Source organism: Vibrio sp. CDRSL-10 TSBA (genome assembly GCA_039696685.1).
In the GTDB taxonomy this organism is placed as follows: Bacteria; Pseudomonadota; Gammaproteobacteria; order Enterobacterales; family Vibrionaceae; genus Vibrio.
Window position 1 is genome coordinate 3,001,849 of record CP155566.1, and the last position, 17,776, is coordinate 3,019,624.

At 51.6% G+C, this 17,776-nt stretch carries 19 protein-coding genes and 4 pseudogenes; 14 read left to right on the forward strand and 9 right to left on the reverse strand.

Annotated elements, in window-relative coordinates:
- Positions 1-8: 8 nt before the first annotated feature.
- Both pyrI and ABDK09_21595 read left to right on the forward strand, forming a co-directional pair.
- On the forward strand, positions 9-476 hold the full coding sequence (gene pyrI, locus ABDK09_21590; GenBank protein XAW89312.1) for an aspartate carbamoyltransferase regulatory subunit: 468 nt from the start codon (positions 9-11) through the stop codon (positions 474-476).
- A gap of 128 nt (positions 477-604) precedes the next feature.
- Positions 605-994, forward strand: coding sequence for a RidA family protein (locus ABDK09_21595; GenBank protein ID XAW89313.1), 390 nt, complete (start codon positions 605-607; stop codon positions 992-994).
- A gap of 204 nt (positions 995-1,198) precedes the next feature.
- On the opposite strand, the gene ABDK09_21600 is transcribed toward ABDK09_21595, so the two are convergent.
- From ABDK09_21600 to mlaF, 8 genes and pseudogenes are all read right to left on the reverse strand, one after another.
- Complete coding sequence (locus ABDK09_21600) at positions 1,199-1,942, reverse strand: 1-acylglycerol-3-phosphate O-acyltransferase (protein ID XAW89314.1); 744 nt, start codon at positions 1,940-1,942, stop codon at positions 1,199-1,201.
- Between the two features lie 72 nt (positions 1,943-2,014).
- Positions 2,015-3,280: a UDP-N-acetylglucosamine 1-carboxyvinyltransferase gene (gene murA / locus ABDK09_21605; protein ID XAW89315.1), complete on the reverse strand. Its 1,266-nt coding sequence runs from the start codon at positions 3,278-3,280 to the stop codon at positions 2,015-2,017.
- A 9-nt stretch (positions 3,281-3,289) separates the two neighbouring features.
- Positions 3,290-3,544, reverse strand: a complete 255-nt coding sequence (ibaG, locus tag ABDK09_21610) for a BolA family iron metabolism protein IbaG (protein XAW89316.1) — start codon at positions 3,542-3,544, stop codon at positions 3,290-3,292.
- Entirely contained in the window at positions 3,537-3,866 is a 330-nt protein-coding gene (locus ABDK09_21615; protein XAW89317.1) for a lipid asymmetry maintenance protein MlaB, read from the reverse strand. The genes ibaG and ABDK09_21615 overlap by 8 nt, the downstream gene beginning before the upstream one ends.
- A complete protein-coding gene (gene mlaC / locus ABDK09_21620; GenBank protein XAW90798.1) occupies positions 3,863-4,504 on the reverse strand; it encodes a phospholipid-binding protein MlaC in 642 nt (213 codons plus the stop codon). The genes ABDK09_21615 and mlaC overlap by 4 nt, the downstream gene beginning before the upstream one ends.
- A gap of 21 nt (positions 4,505-4,525) precedes the next feature.
- Positions 4,526-5,014 carry an outer membrane lipid asymmetry maintenance protein MlaD gene (gene mlaD / locus ABDK09_21625; protein ID XAW89318.1) on the reverse strand — a complete coding sequence of 163 codons (489 nt, stop codon included), beginning with the start codon at positions 5,012-5,014 and terminating at the stop codon, positions 4,526-4,528.
- A 2-nt stretch (positions 5,015-5,016) separates the two neighbouring features.
- Positions 5,017-5,809, reverse strand: a pseudogene (gene mlaE / locus ABDK09_21630) (lipid asymmetry maintenance ABC transporter permease subunit MlaE).
- Positions 5,799-6,602 (reverse strand): phospholipid ABC transporter ATP-binding protein MlaF, encoded by an 804-nt coding sequence (gene mlaF, locus ABDK09_21635; GenBank protein ID XAW89319.1) that lies wholly within the window; start codon positions 6,600-6,602, stop codon positions 5,799-5,801. The pseudogene mlaE and the gene mlaF overlap by 11 nt, the downstream one beginning before the upstream one ends.
- 343 nt (positions 6,603-6,945) lie before the next feature.
- Here mlaF and ABDK09_21640 point away from each other — a divergent pair, with 343 nt between their 5' ends.
- From ABDK09_21640 to mgtE, 12 genes and pseudogenes are all read left to right on the forward strand, one after another.
- Positions 6,946-7,911: a calcium/sodium antiporter gene (locus tag ABDK09_21640; protein ID XAW89320.1), complete on the forward strand. Its 966-nt coding sequence runs from the start codon at positions 6,946-6,948 to the stop codon at positions 7,909-7,911.
- A 12-nt stretch (positions 7,912-7,923) separates the two neighbouring features.
- Positions 7,924-8,899, forward strand: a pseudogene (gene kdsD, locus ABDK09_21645) (arabinose-5-phosphate isomerase KdsD).
- On the forward strand, positions 8,899-9,456 hold the full coding sequence (gene kdsC, locus ABDK09_21650; GenBank protein XAW89321.1) for a 3-deoxy-manno-octulosonate-8-phosphatase KdsC: 558 nt from the start codon (positions 8,899-8,901) through the stop codon (positions 9,454-9,456). The pseudogene kdsD and the gene kdsC overlap by 1 nt, the downstream one beginning before the upstream one ends.
- Positions 9,453-10,017, forward strand: a pseudogene (gene lptC, locus ABDK09_21655) (LPS export ABC transporter periplasmic protein LptC). Before kdsC ends, lptC begins: the two are co-directional and overlap by 4 nt.
- Positions 9,998-10,489, forward strand: a complete 492-nt coding sequence (gene lptA / locus ABDK09_21660; GenBank protein XAW89322.1) for a lipopolysaccharide transport periplasmic protein LptA — start codon at positions 9,998-10,000, stop codon at positions 10,487-10,489. The pseudogene lptC and the gene lptA overlap by 20 nt, the downstream one beginning before the upstream one ends.
- An 8-nt stretch (positions 10,490-10,497) precedes the next feature.
- Positions 10,498-11,223, forward strand: coding sequence for an LPS export ABC transporter ATP-binding protein (lptB, locus tag ABDK09_21665; GenBank protein XAW89323.1), 726 nt, complete (start codon positions 10,498-10,500; stop codon positions 11,221-11,223).
- A gap of 50 nt (positions 11,224-11,273) precedes the next feature.
- The gene (locus ABDK09_21670) at positions 11,274-12,752 is read left to right on the forward strand and encodes an RNA polymerase factor sigma-54 (protein ID XAW89324.1); all 1,479 of its coding nucleotides are present in this window, start codon (positions 11,274-11,276) and stop codon (positions 12,750-12,752) included.
- A 23-nt stretch (positions 12,753-12,775) separates the two neighbouring features.
- Entirely contained in the window at positions 12,776-13,063 is a 288-nt protein-coding gene (hpf, locus tag ABDK09_21675; GenBank protein XAW89325.1) for a ribosome hibernation promoting factor, read from the forward strand.
- A gap of 1 nt (position 13,064) precedes the next feature.
- Entirely contained in the window at positions 13,065-13,517 is a 453-nt protein-coding gene (gene ptsN, locus ABDK09_21680) for a PTS IIA-like nitrogen regulatory protein PtsN (GenBank protein ID XAW89326.1), read from the forward strand.
- 8 nt (positions 13,518-13,525) lie between these two features.
- Positions 13,526-14,386, forward strand: coding sequence for an RNase adapter RapZ (gene rapZ / locus ABDK09_21685; GenBank protein ID XAW89327.1), 861 nt, complete (start codon positions 13,526-13,528; stop codon positions 14,384-14,386).
- Positions 14,387-14,395: 9 nt separating this feature from the next.
- Positions 14,396-14,674 (forward strand): HPr family phosphocarrier protein, encoded by a 279-nt coding sequence (locus tag ABDK09_21690; GenBank protein ID XAW89328.1) that lies wholly within the window; start codon positions 14,396-14,398, stop codon positions 14,672-14,674.
- A 221-nt stretch (positions 14,675-14,895) separates the two neighbouring features.
- Positions 14,896-16,255 (forward strand): annotated as a pseudogene (gene mgtE, locus ABDK09_21695) (magnesium transporter).
- A gap of 106 nt (positions 16,256-16,361) precedes the next feature.
- Here the strand turns inward: mgtE and pmbA are convergent.
- A complete protein-coding gene (gene pmbA, locus ABDK09_21700) occupies positions 16,362-17,705 on the reverse strand; it encodes a metalloprotease PmbA (GenBank protein XAW89329.1) in 1,344 nt (447 codons plus the stop codon).
- Positions 17,706-17,776 lie beyond the last annotated feature (71 nt).

The window sequence follows — 17,776 nt, forward strand, 5'->3', positions numbered from 1 at the left end:
AGTCTGTCATGAATAAAGAAACCAAACTGCAAGTCGAAGCCATCAAAAACGGCACAGTGATCGACCACATTCCGGCCAAAGTCGGCATCAAGGTGCTGCGTCTGTTTGATATGCACAACTCCAGCCAGCGCGTCACGATCGGCCTGAATCTGCCCTCTTCGGCTCTGGGCCACAAAGATCTGCTCAAAATCGAGAACGTGTTCATCAGTGAAGAGCAGGCCAACAAACTGGCGCTGTACGCACCGCACGCGACCGTGAACCAGATTGAAGATTATCAGGTGGTGAAGAAGCTGGAGCTGGTGTTGCCTGAGCGTATAAACGATGTTTTCGCTTGTCCGAACAGCAACTGCATTTCACACAATGAACCGGTGGAAAGCAGCTTCCGCATTTTCGAAAAGAACCACGATATCCGCCTCAAGTGTAAGTACTGCGAAAAAGTATTCTCGCGCGAAATCGTCACTGAACGCGAAGCCTGATTACGTCATTTTCAGTTATCGGATACGACGGCCAGTCGCACGGAATGGGTGACTGGCTCTTTACCTCTCAGGCAAGAACAGGCACACTAATCTTCCCGCTTTTTGCTTAAACAATGGAATAAACAAGCATGACTAAAGTTCTGCATACTGAGTCTGCACCAGCAGCAATCGGCCCGTACATTCAGGGCGTAGACCTAGGTAACATGGTTCTGACTTCGGGTCAGATCCCGGTAAACCCGGCAACAGGTGAAGTTCCGGCTGATATCGCCGCGCAAGCTCGCCAGTCACTGGAAAACGTGAAAGCTGTCGTTGAGTCTTCAGGGCTGACTGTTAGCGACATCGTGAAACTGACAGTGTTTGTCAAAGACCTCAACGATTTTGGCACAGTGAACGAAGTGTACGGCAAGTTCTTTGATGAGCACCAGGTTGCTCACTACCCTGCTCGTTCTTGTGTGGAAGTGGCTCGTCTGCCAAAAGATGTAGGCATCGAAATCGAAGCGATTGCAGTACGTAAATAAATTCCCGTACGCGAATAGATTGCAGTACGCAAATAAACTGCAGTACGCAGATAGATTGCAGTACGCAGATAGATTGCAGTACGCAGATAGATTGCAGTGCGCCAATCATCCGTGACCGGATCAAAAAAGGTTGCTCTCTGAGCAACCTTTTTTATCGCTGACGATCCGCTCCTGCCGCTATTCAGGCAGTTCTGCGCTTGAACCTTAGCTGTTGGATGTCACCTTGTTACTGTTCAGCAGCGCGACTTCTTCATCCAGCTCCTGCAGCTTAACTTTCATGTCGTGGTAACACTGTTTAGTCAGTTCACGCACGTGCTCCTTGCCCAGGCCTTCAGTACTGACCGGTGGCAGCATTTCAACAATGATATGACCATTGTTCCAGCGGTTAATACGCAGTTTATCGGTTGAGCTGCACACGATAGGAATAATCGGCACACCAGCGCCAATCGCCGCGTGGAATGCACCGGCTTTAAACGGCAGCAAGCCACGACCGCGCGAACGGGTCCCTTCCGGGAACATCCATACCGACACATCGCTGTTTTTCATGCTGTCGACAACCTGATCGATAGTACCTTTCGCCTTGGCTTTATTAGCACGGTCAATCAGAATATTACCGGTCAGCCAGTAAAGCTGACCAAACAACGGCATCCACGCCAGGCTCTTTTTACCGACCGTCACCACTTTGGGTGTCACTGCCGAAGAAACCGTAAACAAGTCCCAGTTGTTCTGGTGGTTGGCAATGTAAATCGCCTGGCCGCGGTTATAAGCATTGTCCGGAATGCGCAGCTCCAGTTTAATGCCGAACACTTTCGACATCGCACCGAACATACGTCCAAACGTGAACACGTGCTTCGGGTTACGCGGACTGAGCAGACAGTAGCCACAACCAAACACAAACATTACGACGGCAAACACCACCACCGCAATAATACGCAATAAAGCAATCATCCAGATTCTCCAAAGGAGCTCGAATAAAAAAGCCGAAACCCACGGATTTCGGCCCATAAACAAAACAGCAGTTTAACTCGACTCGCTGAAGCGCTCAATGTTGGCGCCCAGTGCCGATAGCTTGTCTTCAATCTTTTCGTAACCGCGATCGATATGATAAATCCGATCAACGATGGTTTCACCCTTGGCAATGCAGCCGGCAATCACCAGACTGGCCGATGCACGCAGGTCGGTCGCCATCACCTGAGCGCCGCTCAGAGAGGTGACATCACCACAGATCACAGTGTTACCTTCGATCTCCGCTTTAGCGCCCATACGCATCAGTTCAGGCACATGCATAAAACGGTTTTCAAAGATGGTTTCAGTAATAACACCGCCACCTTTAGCCATCATATTAAGCAGAGTGAACTGAGCCTGCATGTCGGTCGGAAAACCCGGATGCGGAGCAGTACGAATAGTCACCGCTTTCAGATCGCGGCCGGTCATATCCAGACTGATCCAGTCATCACCGGTTTCAATCAGTGCGCCGGCATCTTCCAGCTTAGCCAGTACCGCTTCCAGCAATTTTGCATTGGTGTTACGACACACAATCTTGCCATGTGATACGGCTGCGGCAACCAGGAAAGTACCGGTTTCAATGCGGTCTGCTACCACCGAGTGTTTACCGCCACCCAGACGTTCCACGCCTTCAATTGTGATGGTATCGCTGCCGGCACCACTGATTTTGGCACCCAGTTGATTCAGGAACATCGCGGTATCGACGATTTCCGGCTCACGCGCGGCGTTATCCAGCACGGTTTTACCTTCTGCCAGTGTCGCGGCACACATAATCGTAATGGTGGCACCGACGCTGACTTTATCCATCACGATGTGCGCGCCTTGCAGGCGGCCATCGACACTGGCTTTGACGTAACCGTCTTCCAGAGCAATGGTCGCACCCAGCTGCTCCAGACCATGGATGTGCAGGTCGACCGGACGTGCGCCAATCGCACAACCGCCTGGCAGAGACACCTGACCCTGACCAAAACGTGCCACCAGCGGACCCAGAGCCCAGATAGAAGCGCGCATGGTTTTCACCAGGTCATACGGCGCGCAGTACTGATCAATCTGGCTTGGATCGACATGCACTGAACCGTTGCGTTCAACTTTGGCACCCAGGCGCTTAAGCAGCTCCATCGTGGTGTCAATATCACGCAGATGCGGAACGTTGGCGACCTCGACCGGCTCAGAAGCCAGAATCGAAGCAAATAAAATAGGCAGTGCAGCATTCTTTGCACCAGAGATGGTCACTTCGCCCTGCAGGGGCTTATCTGACCCGATAACTCGAAACTTATCCATTCACAAACCTTAAAGCGACATCAACTTCTTATCGCGAGCCCACTCATCTGGCGTGAACGCTTTAATCGAAACGGCGTGAATGTCGTTGCGCTGGATGTACTCCATTAGCGGAGCGTAAATCATCTGCTGTTTCTTCACACGGCTCATACCTTCAAATGCAGCATCCACAGCCAGCACTTCATAGTGGCTGCCTTCACCTTTGACGTGAATCTCTTGAAGTTCGAGTGCTTGTTCTAATATCTGTTGTACTTGTGCGCTATCCACAATTCACCCCGGCTGGTTGTTCTAAGTGCTGAGCCATCATGGTTTCGATGTTACTCAGTTGAAACAGTGTGCGCAGTTGTTCTGGCACGAAACTGAGCATTATATGACAGTTTTGTTTTTTTGCATGCTCTATTAAATGAATTAACATTACCATCCCTGCAGAATCGACTCGTGATACATCACGCAAAGAGATGGTACAACGCGCACTTTGTGGCTGCCATTGCTGTAAAATCACCCACAAAGATGGGACTTTGTCCCGGTCCAGCGCGCCATTCAGAGCACCCTGCTCGGGGCTGAGGACTTGCCATTGCGGATGGCTCATTCGGATTTACTCTCAAAACGGATCGGTTGCTGAGCCTGTTTTTCCAGCTCTTTGGCCACCGCCAGAATACCTTCCTGACGAATTTTCGTGTTCCACTCTGATTGCTTGCTCGACAGCAGACTAATGCCTTCCGCGACCATATCAAAGGCACGCCATTCACCGGATTTCTCTTTGCGCAGTTTGAACTCAAGATTGATGTTCGGACGCGGCGCATCGATGATGTCAACTTTCACACTGGTGATACGGCGATCATCTTCGACCGGCAGTTCCGGCGCAAATTCAAGGGTCTGATCGGTGTACTGGGTCAGTACCTGAGCATAGTTAGTGATCAGATAAGCCCGGAATGCCTCAATAAACTCACCCACATCTTCACGCTTCGCGCCGCGCAGGTTAGAGCCCAGCAACTTAAGTGCCGCATACTGATCATTAACATAAGGCATCAGCTCTTCTTCAACGATCACTTTCAGGTAGTTCGGATCCTGATGGATTTTTGGCTGCTCAGCCTTAAGGCGACCAAAAGCCTGCTGAGCGACCTGTTTCATCATCTGATACGGGTTGGTCTGATCCACTTCCTGCGCCGCACTTGCCGACCAAGAGACCAGAACACTGAGCAGCAGGACAAAATAACGCTTCCACAGCATAGATTTAGTCATCATAGATTACTCACTTTTCTCATCGTCAGATCCACCTACGCTGTAGAGGAACTGACCAATCAAATCTTCCAGAACCAGGGCTGATTTGGTGTCTTCAATGCGATCACCATCTTTCAGCATCTGTTCATCTTCAAATACAAAGCCCGGGATCAGGCTGATGTACTGCTCGCCAATCAGACCTGAGGTCAGAATTTGCAGACTGGACGTATCCGGGAACTGACTGTAACGGCTGTCGATAGACAGGGTCACGGTTGGCAGCAGACGCTCTTTATCGAGCGAAATGTCTTCCACCCGGCCGACCACTACACCGCCGACTTTAACTGGCGAGCGCACTTTCAGACTGCCGATATTGTCAAATTCCGCTTTGAGCGTGTAAGTATCCCCAGAGCCCAGACTTTTCACGTCAGCGACTTGAAAAATCATTACCAGAATTGCGCAAATTCCTGCCAGCACAAAACTGCCTACCCAAAATTCTAGTTTACGTGTTTGTTGCATGATTAATTCCCAAACATCAGTGCGGTCAGTACAAAGTCGAGGCCTAATACAGCCAGTGACGAATGCACTACGGTTCGTGTTGTTGCACGGCTGATGCCTTCAGAAGTCGGAATCGCATCATAGCCATTAAAAAGAGCAATCCAGGTGACAGTAATGGCAAACACCACACATTTAATCACACTGTTGCCAATATCCTGTCCCAGTTTCTACCGAGGCCTGCATGGCGGACCAGAAACTGCCGTTGTCGATGCCTTTCCAGTCAACACCCACCAACTGACCGCCCCAGATACCGACCGCCATAAAGATCATCGCCAGCAGCGGCATAGAAATGAGTCCGGCCCACAGGCGTGGCGCAATGACACGTTTAAGCGGGTCAACCGCCATCATTTCCAGACTGGACAGCTGCTCGGTGGCTTTCATCAGGCCAATCTCGGCGGTCAGCGCCGAACCGGCACGACCCGCAAACAGCAAGGCCGTCACCACAGGCCCCAGTTCACGCAGCAGCGAAAGCGCCACCATTTGCCCCAGGCTGGTTTCCGCGCCGTAATCGACCAGGATGACGTACCCCTGCAAGCTGAGCACCATGCCGATAAACAGGCCGGAAACGATGATGATGGCCAGCGACTGAACACCGACGCTGTATAGTTGCTTTATCAGCAGCGGCAGGTTTTTCAGCGGCCGCGGACGACCGGCTAAGGCGCCGAATAACATCAGACTGGCTCGGCCAAACGCTTCGCACATCGCGAAATAGCGTCGCCCTAAGCCACTGATGCTCTGTTTCAAATTATCCAACATGGAACAGATCCTTTTCTATCGGCTGCGCCGGGAAGCGAAACGGCACCGGACCATCAGCATTACCCTGCAAAAACTGCTGCACGCGTGGGTCCTCGTTACGACGCAATTCCTGCGGCGAACCATAGGCAATCACTTTACCGTCAGCCAGCAAATATACCCAGTCAGCGATGCTCATCACTTCCGGCACATCGTGCGACACCACGACGGAAGTGACGCCCAGTGCCTGATTGAGATTACGAATCAGCTCGACCAGCACGCCCATGGTAATCGGATCCTGCCCGACAAACGGTTCATCAAACATGATCAGTTCAGGATCGAGCGCAATAGAGCGCGCCAGTGCAGCACGGCGTGCCATACCACCGGACAGTTCACTCGGCATCAGCTGAGCAGCGCCACGCAGACCGACCGCTTCCAGTTTAAGCAGCACCAGAGTTTTGATCAGAGATTCATCAAGCTGAGTATGCTCGCGCAGCGGAAACGCTACGTTGTCGAACACATTAAGGTCGGTGAACAAGGCTCCGGACTGGAACAACATGCTCATTTTTTTGCGGATTTTGTATAACTTACTGCGGCTTAGGGCGGGAATGTTCTGGCCGTCAAACCATATCTCGCCTTTTTCAGGCAGTAGCTGTCCGCCAATCAAACGTAACAGGGTGGTTTTACCGATACCAGAAGGCCCCATAATAGCGGTCACTTTCCCCTTCGGAACCTGCAAGCTGATGTCATCAAAAATCACGCGCTCCGCACGGGAGAAGGTCAGATTTTTGATGGTGATTAATTCGGTTTCAGACATACTCACAATTCGCTGTTGTCGGATTTCCTGCAAAGAATGGGCAATCATAAGCACATTACTGCGAAATTAAAAGCACCGTTCAATTACATTTAACCGACAATTAGCAATTCGCGCCCCATTCGGCCTCCGGTTCTGGTTTGCTGATAATATCATCAAATCAATCGCAACTGACATCCGCTTGTGATGATGAAAACAGCAAAAAATGCGGCCAGTGGCTGCGAATAATCACCACACAGAACCACGAAAATGCGACAATAAATTGTATCTTCGACTTCCCTTTTAATGACCAACACGTCAAAATTAGCGGTTACTCGTTCAGTTATTCATAAAGTTAGGAATTGTCATGCTCGAAGCCATTGCGTTTCTTATTGTAGGTCTCATTTTGCTCGTCTGGAGTGCCGATAAACTGGTTTTCGGTTCTGCCGCCCTGGCGCGCAACGTAGGCATTTCACCACTGGTGATCGGGATGACAATTCTGGCCATGGGCTCTTCAGCTCCGGAAATGATGGTGTCCGCCACGGCCGCCCTGGAAGGAAAGACCGATACCGCAGTCGGTAACGTGCTGGGTTCGAACATCGCCAACATCGCGCTGATTCTTGGTATTACCGCCCTGATCAAACCACTGTCGATCAGTTCAACCGTCATTCGTCGTGAACTGCCGCTGATGATTGGTGTCACTTTATTAGCCGGCGCACTGTTGTGGGATAACCAACTGGGCTTTTACGAAGGCGTACTGCTGTTCGTGCTGTTTGCGCTGTTTATTCTGGCGATGCTGAAAATCAGCCGCAGTGAACAGAAGAACGGTGATGCCCTGCTGGAAGAGCATGAATCTGAGATCCCGCAAGGGGTCAGCAACCTCAAAGCCGGCATGTGGGTGGTGATTGGTCTGATTTTACTGCCGATTGCCGCTGGTATGCTGGTCGATAATTCGGTAGTGATTGCGAAGTACTTCGGCATGAGCGACCTGGTGATCGGACTGACCATTATTGCGATTGGTACCAGCCTGCCGGAGTTGGCGGCTTCTCTGGCCGGTGTACTGAAAGGTGAAGATGACATGGCAGTCGGTAATATTATCGGCTCCAACGTATTCAATATTCTGGCGGTCATGGGCCTGCCGGGCATTCTCAACCCTTCCGTGCTGAGTGAGCACGCAATGGGGCGTGATTTCTGGGTGATGCTGGCGGTATCTGTCCTGCTGGTGCTGATGGCGCTGGGTAAATCCCGCAGCGTGAACCGTATTGAAGGTGCCATCCTGTTTGTCGCCTTCCTGGCTTATCAGATTTACCTGTTCATGAATATGACCGCTTAACGGGAGCGTAGGATGTCGGATAACTTTGACTACCGCAGTGTTGCCAACCAGGTGTTGGCAACGGAGATCGAAGCACTACAACAACTGGACCAATATTTTAACCATGACTTCTGCCGTGCCTGTGAAATGATTCTGGCCAATAAAAGCGGTAAAGTCGTGGTGATGGGCATCGGCAAGTCCGGCCACATCGGCCGCAAAATGGCGGCCACTTTTGCCAGCACAGGCACCTCATCCTTCTTTGTTCATCCCGGCGAAGCCTCTCATGGCGACCTGGGCATGATTGAAAGCGGTGATATTGTCCTGGCCATCTCCAACTCCGGTGAATCGTCCGAAATTCTCGCCCTGTTCCCGGTGTTAAAACGCCTCAATAACCGTATCATCAGTATGACGGGCAATCCGCAATCGAATATGGCCAAACTGGCCGATATTCACCTGCAGATGACGGTCCCCAAAGAAGCGTGCCCACTCGGCCTCGCGCCGACCTCCAGCACTACTGCTACGCTGGTGATGGGAGATGCAATGGCAGTCGCTCTGCTGCAGGCGCGCGGCTTTACCGCCGAAGATTTTGCCTTGTCGCACCCGGGTGGCGCTCTGGGGCGTAAACTGCTGATGAAGCTGAGCGATATCATGCATTCGGGTGACGCTTTACCTAAGGTTCAGCCGAATGCGCTGGTACGTGATGCCCTGCTTGAGATCAGTCACAAAGGGCTGGGGATGACCGCAGTGGTCGAGGGCGATGATCAACTGGTCGGTATTTTCACTGACGGAGACCTGCGCCGTATCCTGGATAAACGCATCGATATTCACAGCGCGACAATCAGCGAAGTGATGACCCGTCACCCGACCGTCGCCTCACCGAACCTTCTGGCAGTAGAAGGACTCAACCTGATGCAGGAAAAACGCATTAACGGCCTGATGCTGGTCGAGAAACGGCCAGGTGGTCGGCGCTTTGAATATGCACGATCTATTAAAAGCAGGAGTAATGTAATGAGCCAGATGGTCGAAACGCTGTACGGTGAGGTCGCTGCTAATATTCTGGCCACAGCTAAGCAAATAAAACTGCTGATTTGTGATGTCGATGGCGTGTTCTCTGACGGGCTCATCTACATGGGCAATCAGGGCGAAGAGCTGAAAACATTTCATACCCGCGACGGATATGGCGTAAAATCACTGATGAATGCCGGCATTGAGATTGCCATTATCACCGGACGACGTTCGCAAATCGTCGAAAACCGGATGCAGGCGCTGGGCATTTCTTTGATCTATCAAGGTCAGGACGACAAGGTCAAAGCCTATCAGGATATTTGCGAAAAATTGGCGATCGACCCAGAGCATACCGGTTACATTGGTGATGATTTGATCGACTGGCCGGTGATGGAAAAAGTCGCCCTCAAAGTGTGTGTGGCTGACGGCCATCCTCTGCTGGCCAAGCGGGCCAATTACGTTACCCGTATCAAAGGCGGACACGGCGCAGTACGCGAAGTGTGTGATTTAATTTTACAAGCACGGAATGAGCTCGACGTACATAAAGGCCTGAGTATATGAGTTTTTCTCGTATCCTTTACGCGATACTTCTCTTTATTGCTTCCTGGTCAGCCTATTACCTGCTGGACAAAGAGCAAAACAGCGCTATTCAGGTGGCTCCTAATTATGAGTTGCCGATGTTTAGTGGTAAAAATCTGGATAACGTCTCGTATAATCAGCAAGGCGTGCGGAACTATGTTATTACTTCACAGCATCTGGATTATTACGCGAAAAGTGGCAACACCACTTTCGAATATCCGGTACTGAAAGTCTATCAGCAAGGGGTTACCCAGGAGTGGCAGGTCACCGCCAATCGCGGCATTCTGACCAAAGACCACGTGCTGATTTTGTATGACAACGTGATGGCAAACAACTTACTGGCGGGCTCAGCCTTTGACGAAACTGTCAACGGCCAAGCTGAGTATTCAGCTCGATAACCGCGATTTTTGGGCCGACAGCGAAGTAAAAATGAACGGCCCGCAGTTTGAAACTCGCGGACAGGCGATGAGAGGAAACTTCTCCGAACACTCGGCTGTTCTGTATAACCATGTGCAAGGTAGATATGAAATTCTCACACCTTAGTTTGATTGCTTGCCTGCTGGCGTCCGGCCAGGCACTGGCTCTGACCACCGATTCTAAGCAACCGGTATACATCGATTCAGACAGTCAGCAACTGGACATGAAAAGCAACCGCGTGACCTTTTTGGGTGATGTAAAACTCAAGCAGGGCAGCATCAACATTAACGCCGATAAACTGGTTGTGGTACGTGATGCCAAATCCGGCCAGATTGAAACCATCGAAGGTTATGGCAACCTGGCGACTTTTTCGCAGTTGACGGATGAGGGTAAGACTCTGTACGGTGAAGCGAAAGAGCTGCATTACAAGATGTCCGAAGACGAACTGACCATGATTGAAAAAGCGATGCTGGCTCAGGATGACAGTGAAATCCGCGGTAAGAAAATCCGCTACAAAATTTCGTCGCAGAAGTTGATTGCAGATGGTGAAGGCAACGGACGTGTCTCGACCGTACTGCAGCCTCAAGCGGCCCAATAAGAACGACTATGGCAACACTTAAAGCAGAACATTTAGCTAAGAGCTATAAAAAGCGTAAAGTGGTCTCCGACGTCAGCCTCAAGGTTGAATCCGGTCAGATCGTCGGACTGCTCGGTCCGAACGGTGCGGGTAAAACCACCTCTTTCTACATGATTGTAGGTCTGGTTGCGCGTGACGAAGGAACCATCAGCATCGATGAACAAGACATCAGCGTGCTGCCTATGCACAGCCGTTCACGGCTCGGTATCGGTTACCTGCCACAGGAAGCTTCCATCTTCCGCAAGCTGTCGGTGGAAGATAACATCATGGCCGTGCTGCAAACGCGGGAAGAGATGACCCGTGAAGAGCGCCAGGATAAGCTGGAGGATCTGCTGGAAGAATTTCATATCCAGCACATTCGCCACAGTGCCGGTATGGCATTGTCCGGTGGTGAACGCCGCCGGGTGGAAATCGCCCGCGCGCTGGCCGCCAACCCGCAATTTATTTTGCTCGACGAACCGTTTGCCGGGGTTGACCCGATTTCGGTTATCGACATCAAAAAAATCATCGAACATCTGCGTGATCGCGGTTTAGGCGTGCTGATCACCGACCACAATGTCCGGGAAACCTTGGATGTGTGTGAAAAAGCTTATATTGTGAGTCAGGGCCGCTTAATTGCGGAAGGCACACCACAGGAAGTGCTCGACAACGAGCAAGTGAAACAGGTTTATCTCGGCGAACAATTCCGTCTATGATTAACATAGATTGAGATCAATCCTAACAAAAACAAGGCAGTCAATACTGAATGAAACCCTCATTACAGCTCAAGCTAGGTCAGCAGTTAGCCATGACACCCCAGTTGCAACAGGCGATTCGTCTGCTGCAACTATCGACGTTGGATCTGCAACAGGAAATTCAGGAAGCGCTGGAATCGAACCCGCTGCTGGATGTTGAAGAGTCGATGGAAGAGTTCGCGGCACCGTCTGAACCCGAGGCCCATCGTGAGGAAAAAGAAGCCAGTGCTGATGTTGCCGAACCTGAACCTCAGGACAGCTCAGAGCTGATCGAAAAATCGGAAATCAGCTCAGAACTGGAAATCGATACCACCTGGGAAGATGTCTACAGTGCCAATACCGGCAGCACCGGTATCTCTGTCGATGACGACGCGCCTGTTTATCAGGGCGAAACCACCCAGTCACTGCAGGACTACCTGTTGTGGCAACTGGATCTGACCCCGTTCAGTGAAACCGACCGTACGATTGCGATGGCGCTGATCGATGCTGTCGACGACTACGGCTACCTGACCCAGTCGCTGGAAGAAATTCTGGAAAACTTTACCGGCGAAGAGATTGCCGGTGAAGCGATTGAGCTGGATGAAATTGAAGCGGTCAGAAAGCGGGTTCAGCAGTTTGACCCGCTGGGTGTGGCGTCCGTCAACCTGCAGGACTGCCTGCTGCTGCAACTGGCCACCTTTCCGGCAGATACCCCTTGGCTGGACGAAGCCAAACTCCTCCTGTCTCAGTACATCGACCAACTTGGCAACCGCGATTACAAACTCATTCTGAAAGAGACTAAACTCAAAGAGGAAGAGTTACGTGAAGTGCTGCAACTGATCCAACAACTGGATCCGCGTCCGGGCAGCCGGATTGCGACAGAGCATGCGGAGTACGTCATTCCTGATGTGTCGGTGTTTAAAGAACATGGTAAATGGATTGTGACCATCAATCCGGACAGCGTGCCAAGACTCAAGATCAACCAGCAGTACGCCGATATGGTGCGCGGTAACAATGCCGACAGCAACTATATCCGGAGCAATTTGCAAGAAGCAAAATGGCTAATTAAGAGTCTGGAAAGCCGAAACGAGACGCTGCTCAAAGTTGCCAAGTGCATAGTTGAACATCAGCGTGATTTCTTCGAGTATGGTGAAGAAGCCATGAAGCCGATGGTTCTTAATGACGTCGCGCTGGCGGTGGACATGCATGAATCAACCATTTCTCGTGTTACCACACAGAAATACATGCATACCCCGCGTGGTATATTCGAATTGAAGTACTTTTTCTCCAGCCACGTCAGTACCGACAACGGCGGAGAATGTTCATCTACCGCGATTCGAGCTCTGATCAAAAAACTGGTCGCTGCGGAAAATCCAGCCAAACCATTAAGCGACAGTAAGATCGCGGCCCTACTTGCTGATCAAGGAATTCAGGTTGCAAGACGTACTATTGCTAAATACCGGGAATCCTTGGGTATTTCCCCGTCGAGTCAGCGCAAACGCCTGCTATAAGGCCTAACTGAGAAGGAAAGTCTATGCAAATCAATATTCAAGGCCATCACATTGAACTTACCGATTCAATGCAAGACTATGTTCACTCTAAATTTCAAAAGCTTGAGCGATTTTTCGACCATATTAATAACTGTCAGGTGATTTTACGTGTTGAAAAAACGCGCCAAATCGCTGAAGCTACGCTTCATATTAACCAAGGAGAAGTCCACGCCACTGCGGAAGAAGATGTTATGTACGCAGCGATTGATGGTCTGGTGGACAAACTCTCTCGTCAACTCAACAAGCATAAAGAAAAGCTAAGTAGCCACTAACATGCAATTAAGCGAAGTACTTTCACTGGACTGCACCAAGAGTGCAGTCCAGTGTTCTAGCAAAAAAAGAGCGCTGGAAATCATCAGTGAGATAGCCGCCCTGCACACAGGTCTGAACGCCACCGAGTTGTTCGAATGTATGCTGAGCCGCGAGAAAATGGGCAGTACCGGTATCGGTAACGGCATTGCCATCCCTCATGCCCGTATGACTGCCAGCGACGAAGCGGTTGCAGTGCTGCTGCAGTGCGAAGAGCCGATTGAGTTTGACTCTATCGATAACCGTCCGGTCGATCTGCTGTTCGCTCTGCTGGTGCCGGAAGAACAGTGTAAGCAACACCTGAAAACGCTGTCATCTATGGCTGAACGCCTGAATGACAAGCAAACTCTTAAACAGCTGCGTGGCGCAAAAAGCGATCAGGAGCTGTACAGTATCATGGTCAACCAACCTCAATAGGTCCCACCATGCGTTTAATTGTTGTGAGTGGTCAATCCGGAGCCGGTAAAAGTGTCGCGCTGCGGGTATTGGAAGATCTCGGCTACTACTGTGTGGATAATCTGCCGGTCAGCTTACTGGACGCGTTTATTCACTCGGTACAAGGCAGCCAGCAGAATGTTGCGGTCAGCATTGATATCCGCAACCTGCCGAAAGAGCCAGACCTGGTTGATGATGTTCTCGACCAGCTCAAACAAAACAATGACGTTAGCGTACTGTTTCTCGATGCCAGTAAAGAGACGCTGCTGAAACGCTACAGTGAAACCCGCCGCATTCATCCATTGTCGCTGAGTGAAAGCAAGCCCACCCTGGATCAGGCGATTGAGATGGAAATCCAGTTACTGGCGCCGCTTAAAGAGCGCGCCGATCTGGTACTTAACAGCAGTGACCTGTCACTGCATGAACTGAGTGAAACGGTCAGACGCCGTATCGAAGGACGCGAACGCAAAGACCTGGTTATGGTGTTTGAATCCTTCGGTTTTAAATACGGCCTGCCGAGCGACGCCGATTACGTATTCGACGTGCGCTTTTTGCCTAACCCGCACTGGCAGCCGGACTTAAGACCATTGACCGGTCTTGATGCACAAATCAAAGCGTTTCTGGAAAGTCACAGCGATGTGATGGAGATGAAATATCAGATCCAGAAGTTTGTCGAACACTGGTTACCCCTGCTGGAAAAAAACAACCGCAGCTATCTGACCATAGCGATCGGCTGTACCGGCGGCAAACACCGCTCGGTCTACCTGACCCAGCAACTGGGCGAATATTTTGCCGAAATGGGGCATCAGGTTCAGATCCGCCACACCTCATTAGAAAAAAATCGCTCATAAGGAGCAGATATGCCACAAGCTTGCCGTACTGTTCTTATCCAGAACCGCCTTGGTCTTCACGCCCGTGCCGCCATCAAACTGGTGGAACTGGCGCAATCTTTTGATGCCGTGCTCACCATTCAGAGCCAGGATGGCAAAGAAGCCACCGCCGACAGCGTGATGGGGCTGCTGATGCTGGAGTCCGCTCAGGGCCAGAATGTCACCATCTGTGCAGAAGGCTCGCAAGCTGAGCAGGCACTGGATGCCGTCTGCCATCTGATCGAAGACAAATTTGAAGAAGATGACTGAATGTCTGGTGCAGATACCACATCGGTGACCAAGTACGTATCTGTTACCAAGTAAGTGTCTGTTACCAGGAAAACCGCTGTCACATTACAACTTTGGGCCACAAAGAAAGACGTTTCATTAACGAAACTATTGGCTGACGATTAATAACTTCTTATTAAATAAGACATAAAAGTACGATATTATTCAAAATATTGTCACCATTCACAGATTAGGGGGAAGCTATGGCAGAGCAGATTGAATTTGACCAAGCTCACCTCACCCTCCAAGAGATCACCGAAGCGCTGGAAAACGGCCGCTTTGTCCATGTTCGCCGCCAACTGCAGGACATGGAACCCGAAGATATCGCCAACCTGTTAGAAGCCTCGCCACGTAAAGCACGTGACGTCCTGTGGCAACTGACCGACCCGGAAGATTATGGTGAGATCCTCGACGAGCTGAGCGAAGACGTCAAAGATGCGCTGGTGTCCAAAATGGCACCGGAAAAACTGGCTGAAGCCACTGAAGGCATGGACACCGACGATGTGGCCTACGTGCTGCGTAGTCTGCCGGACGGACTGTCACGGGAAGTTCTGGCCCAGATGGATGCCGCCGACCGCTTACGGGTCGAAACGGCGCTCTCCTATCCGGAAGATACCGCCGGCGGCCTGATGAACACCGACGTTATCACCATTCGCGGTGATGTCGACGTCGACGTGGTATTGCGTTATCTGCGTATTCGCGGCGAACTGCCGGCGGCCACAGATGCGCTGTACGTCATTGATGATGAAAGCCGCCTGATTGGCCATTTGTCGCTGACCACACTGATCACCACCCAGCCGGATGTTCCGGTCAGTGAAGTGATGGATGACGCAGACGAGGCGATTCGGGTCGATACCAAAGACTCTGACATCGCCAGCCTGTTTGAGCGACGTAACTGGGTTTCGGCGCCGGTGGTGGATGAGAATCAGCACCTGGTCGGCCGGATCACCATCGATGACGTGGTGGACGTGATTCGTGAAGATGCCGAACACTCGATGATGAGCATGGCGGGTATGGACGATGACGAAGATACCTTTGCGCCGGTGTTTAAATCTGCCCGCAAGCGCAGCATCTGGCTGGGTGCCAACGTGCTGGCCGCCCTGGCCGCCGCTTCCGTATCTAACATGTTTGAAGCCACGCTGGAACAGATGGCGGCAATCGCGATTCTGATGACCATCGTCCCTTCAATGGGCGGAGTGGCTGGTAACCAGACCGTTGCGCTGGTGATCCGCGGCCTGGCGCTGGGGCATATCGGTGACAGTAACCGGCGTGAAACTGTTACTTAAAGAAGCAGCGATCGGCCTGCTGAACGGCATCACCTGGGCATTGATCATCGGGGCTATCGTGGTGGTGTGGAAAGGCGAATGGCTGTTAGGCGCAATCATTTCGGCCGCCATGCTGACCAACCTGCTGGTGGCTGGCATCGCCGGGGTGACCATTCCGGTGGTGCTGAAAAAAATGAAGATCGACCCGGCCCTGGCGGGCGGGATGGCACTGACCACCGTCACTGATGTGGTCGGCCTGTCGGTCTTCCTCGGTCTGGCGACACTGTTCATTACCTGATGTTCATTATACCTGCTAGTGATCACCGGATAACCGGCCACAAGGTTATCAACCAAGCAACAAAAAAGCGCTGACCTCAGGTCAGCGCTTTTTGCTTCGGGCCGGTTTATTCACCCGCCACCTTCATGCTTTCGATCAGCATCGAACCGGTCTGAATCTGTGAGCGGGTTTCAGTATCACTGCCCACCGCCACAATCTGCTGGAACATGGTTTTCAGGTTACCGGCAATGGTAATACCGGAAACCGGATGCTGAATCTGGCCGTTTTCAACCCAGAATCCCGCAGCACCACGCGAGTAATCGCCGGTGACCACATTGACACCCTGCCCCATCACTTCTGTGACTAACAGGCCGGTACCCAGCTCTTTCAGCATCTGCTCAAAATCCTGGCCGGTGTGCTTCACAAACCAGTTGTGGATACCCCCGGCATGGCCGGTCGGCGTCATCTTCATCTTGCGTGCCGCGTAGCTGGTCAGCAGATAGCTGGCCAGAACACCATCGGTAATGATTTCACGGTCTTCGGTCTTCACACCTTCGCTGTCAAACGGGCTCGAAGCCAGTCCACGCAGTACATGCGGACGCTCAGCAATATTGAACCACGACGGCAGGATTTGCTCACCCAGATGATCAAGCAGGAATGACGATTTGCGGTATAGGTTTCCGCCGCTGATCGCCATCACCAGATGGCCCATCAAACCTGTCGCCACATCAGCAGCGAACATCACCGGATAGTGGCCGGTTTTCATCTTACGCGCATCAAGACGCGATACCGTCTTCTTGGCCGCTTCCAGACCCACCGCTTGCGGTGACCACAGATCATCAATATGGCGCGCCACGGTGTAGCTGTAATCACGCTCCATCTCACCGTTTTCACCGACACCAATCACGCAGCAACTGATACTCTGGCGGCTGGACGCATAACTGGCCAGCAGACCATGGCTGTTACCATATACTTTAACGCCGTAGTGGCTGTCGTAGCTGCCGCCGTCACTCTGTTTGATTTTCTTGCTGTAGGCCAGCGCAGCCTGCTCAGCTTCAATCGCAATACGCGCCGCTTTGTCCGGATTCGGCTCATCCGGATGGAACAGATCCAGATCCGGCACATCCTGTACCATCAACTCTTTCGGGGCCGGGCCGGCAAACGGGTCTTCCGAAGTGAACTGTGCAATATCGAGCGCCGCCAGCACTGTCTGCTGGATAGCCTTCTCACTTAAATCCGACGTTGACGCGCTGCCTTTGCGCTGCCCGCGGTAAACGGTAATGCCCAGAGCACCGTCACTGTTGAATTCCACGTTTTCCACTTCGCACATGCGAGTCGAAACGCTTAAACCTGTGCTTTTGGTAATGGCGACTTCAGCGGCGTCAGCCTGAGCTGAAGCCATGTCGAGCGCTTTTGCAACGGCAGCTTCAAGCTCGGCTCGTTGCGCAGCGACTTGCTGTTTTACATCCATATCTCATCCAACTGTTGCGCTTTAATCTGGTTAGGATAACAAGAATTTCGCTTTCTCCCCACGATTCTTGC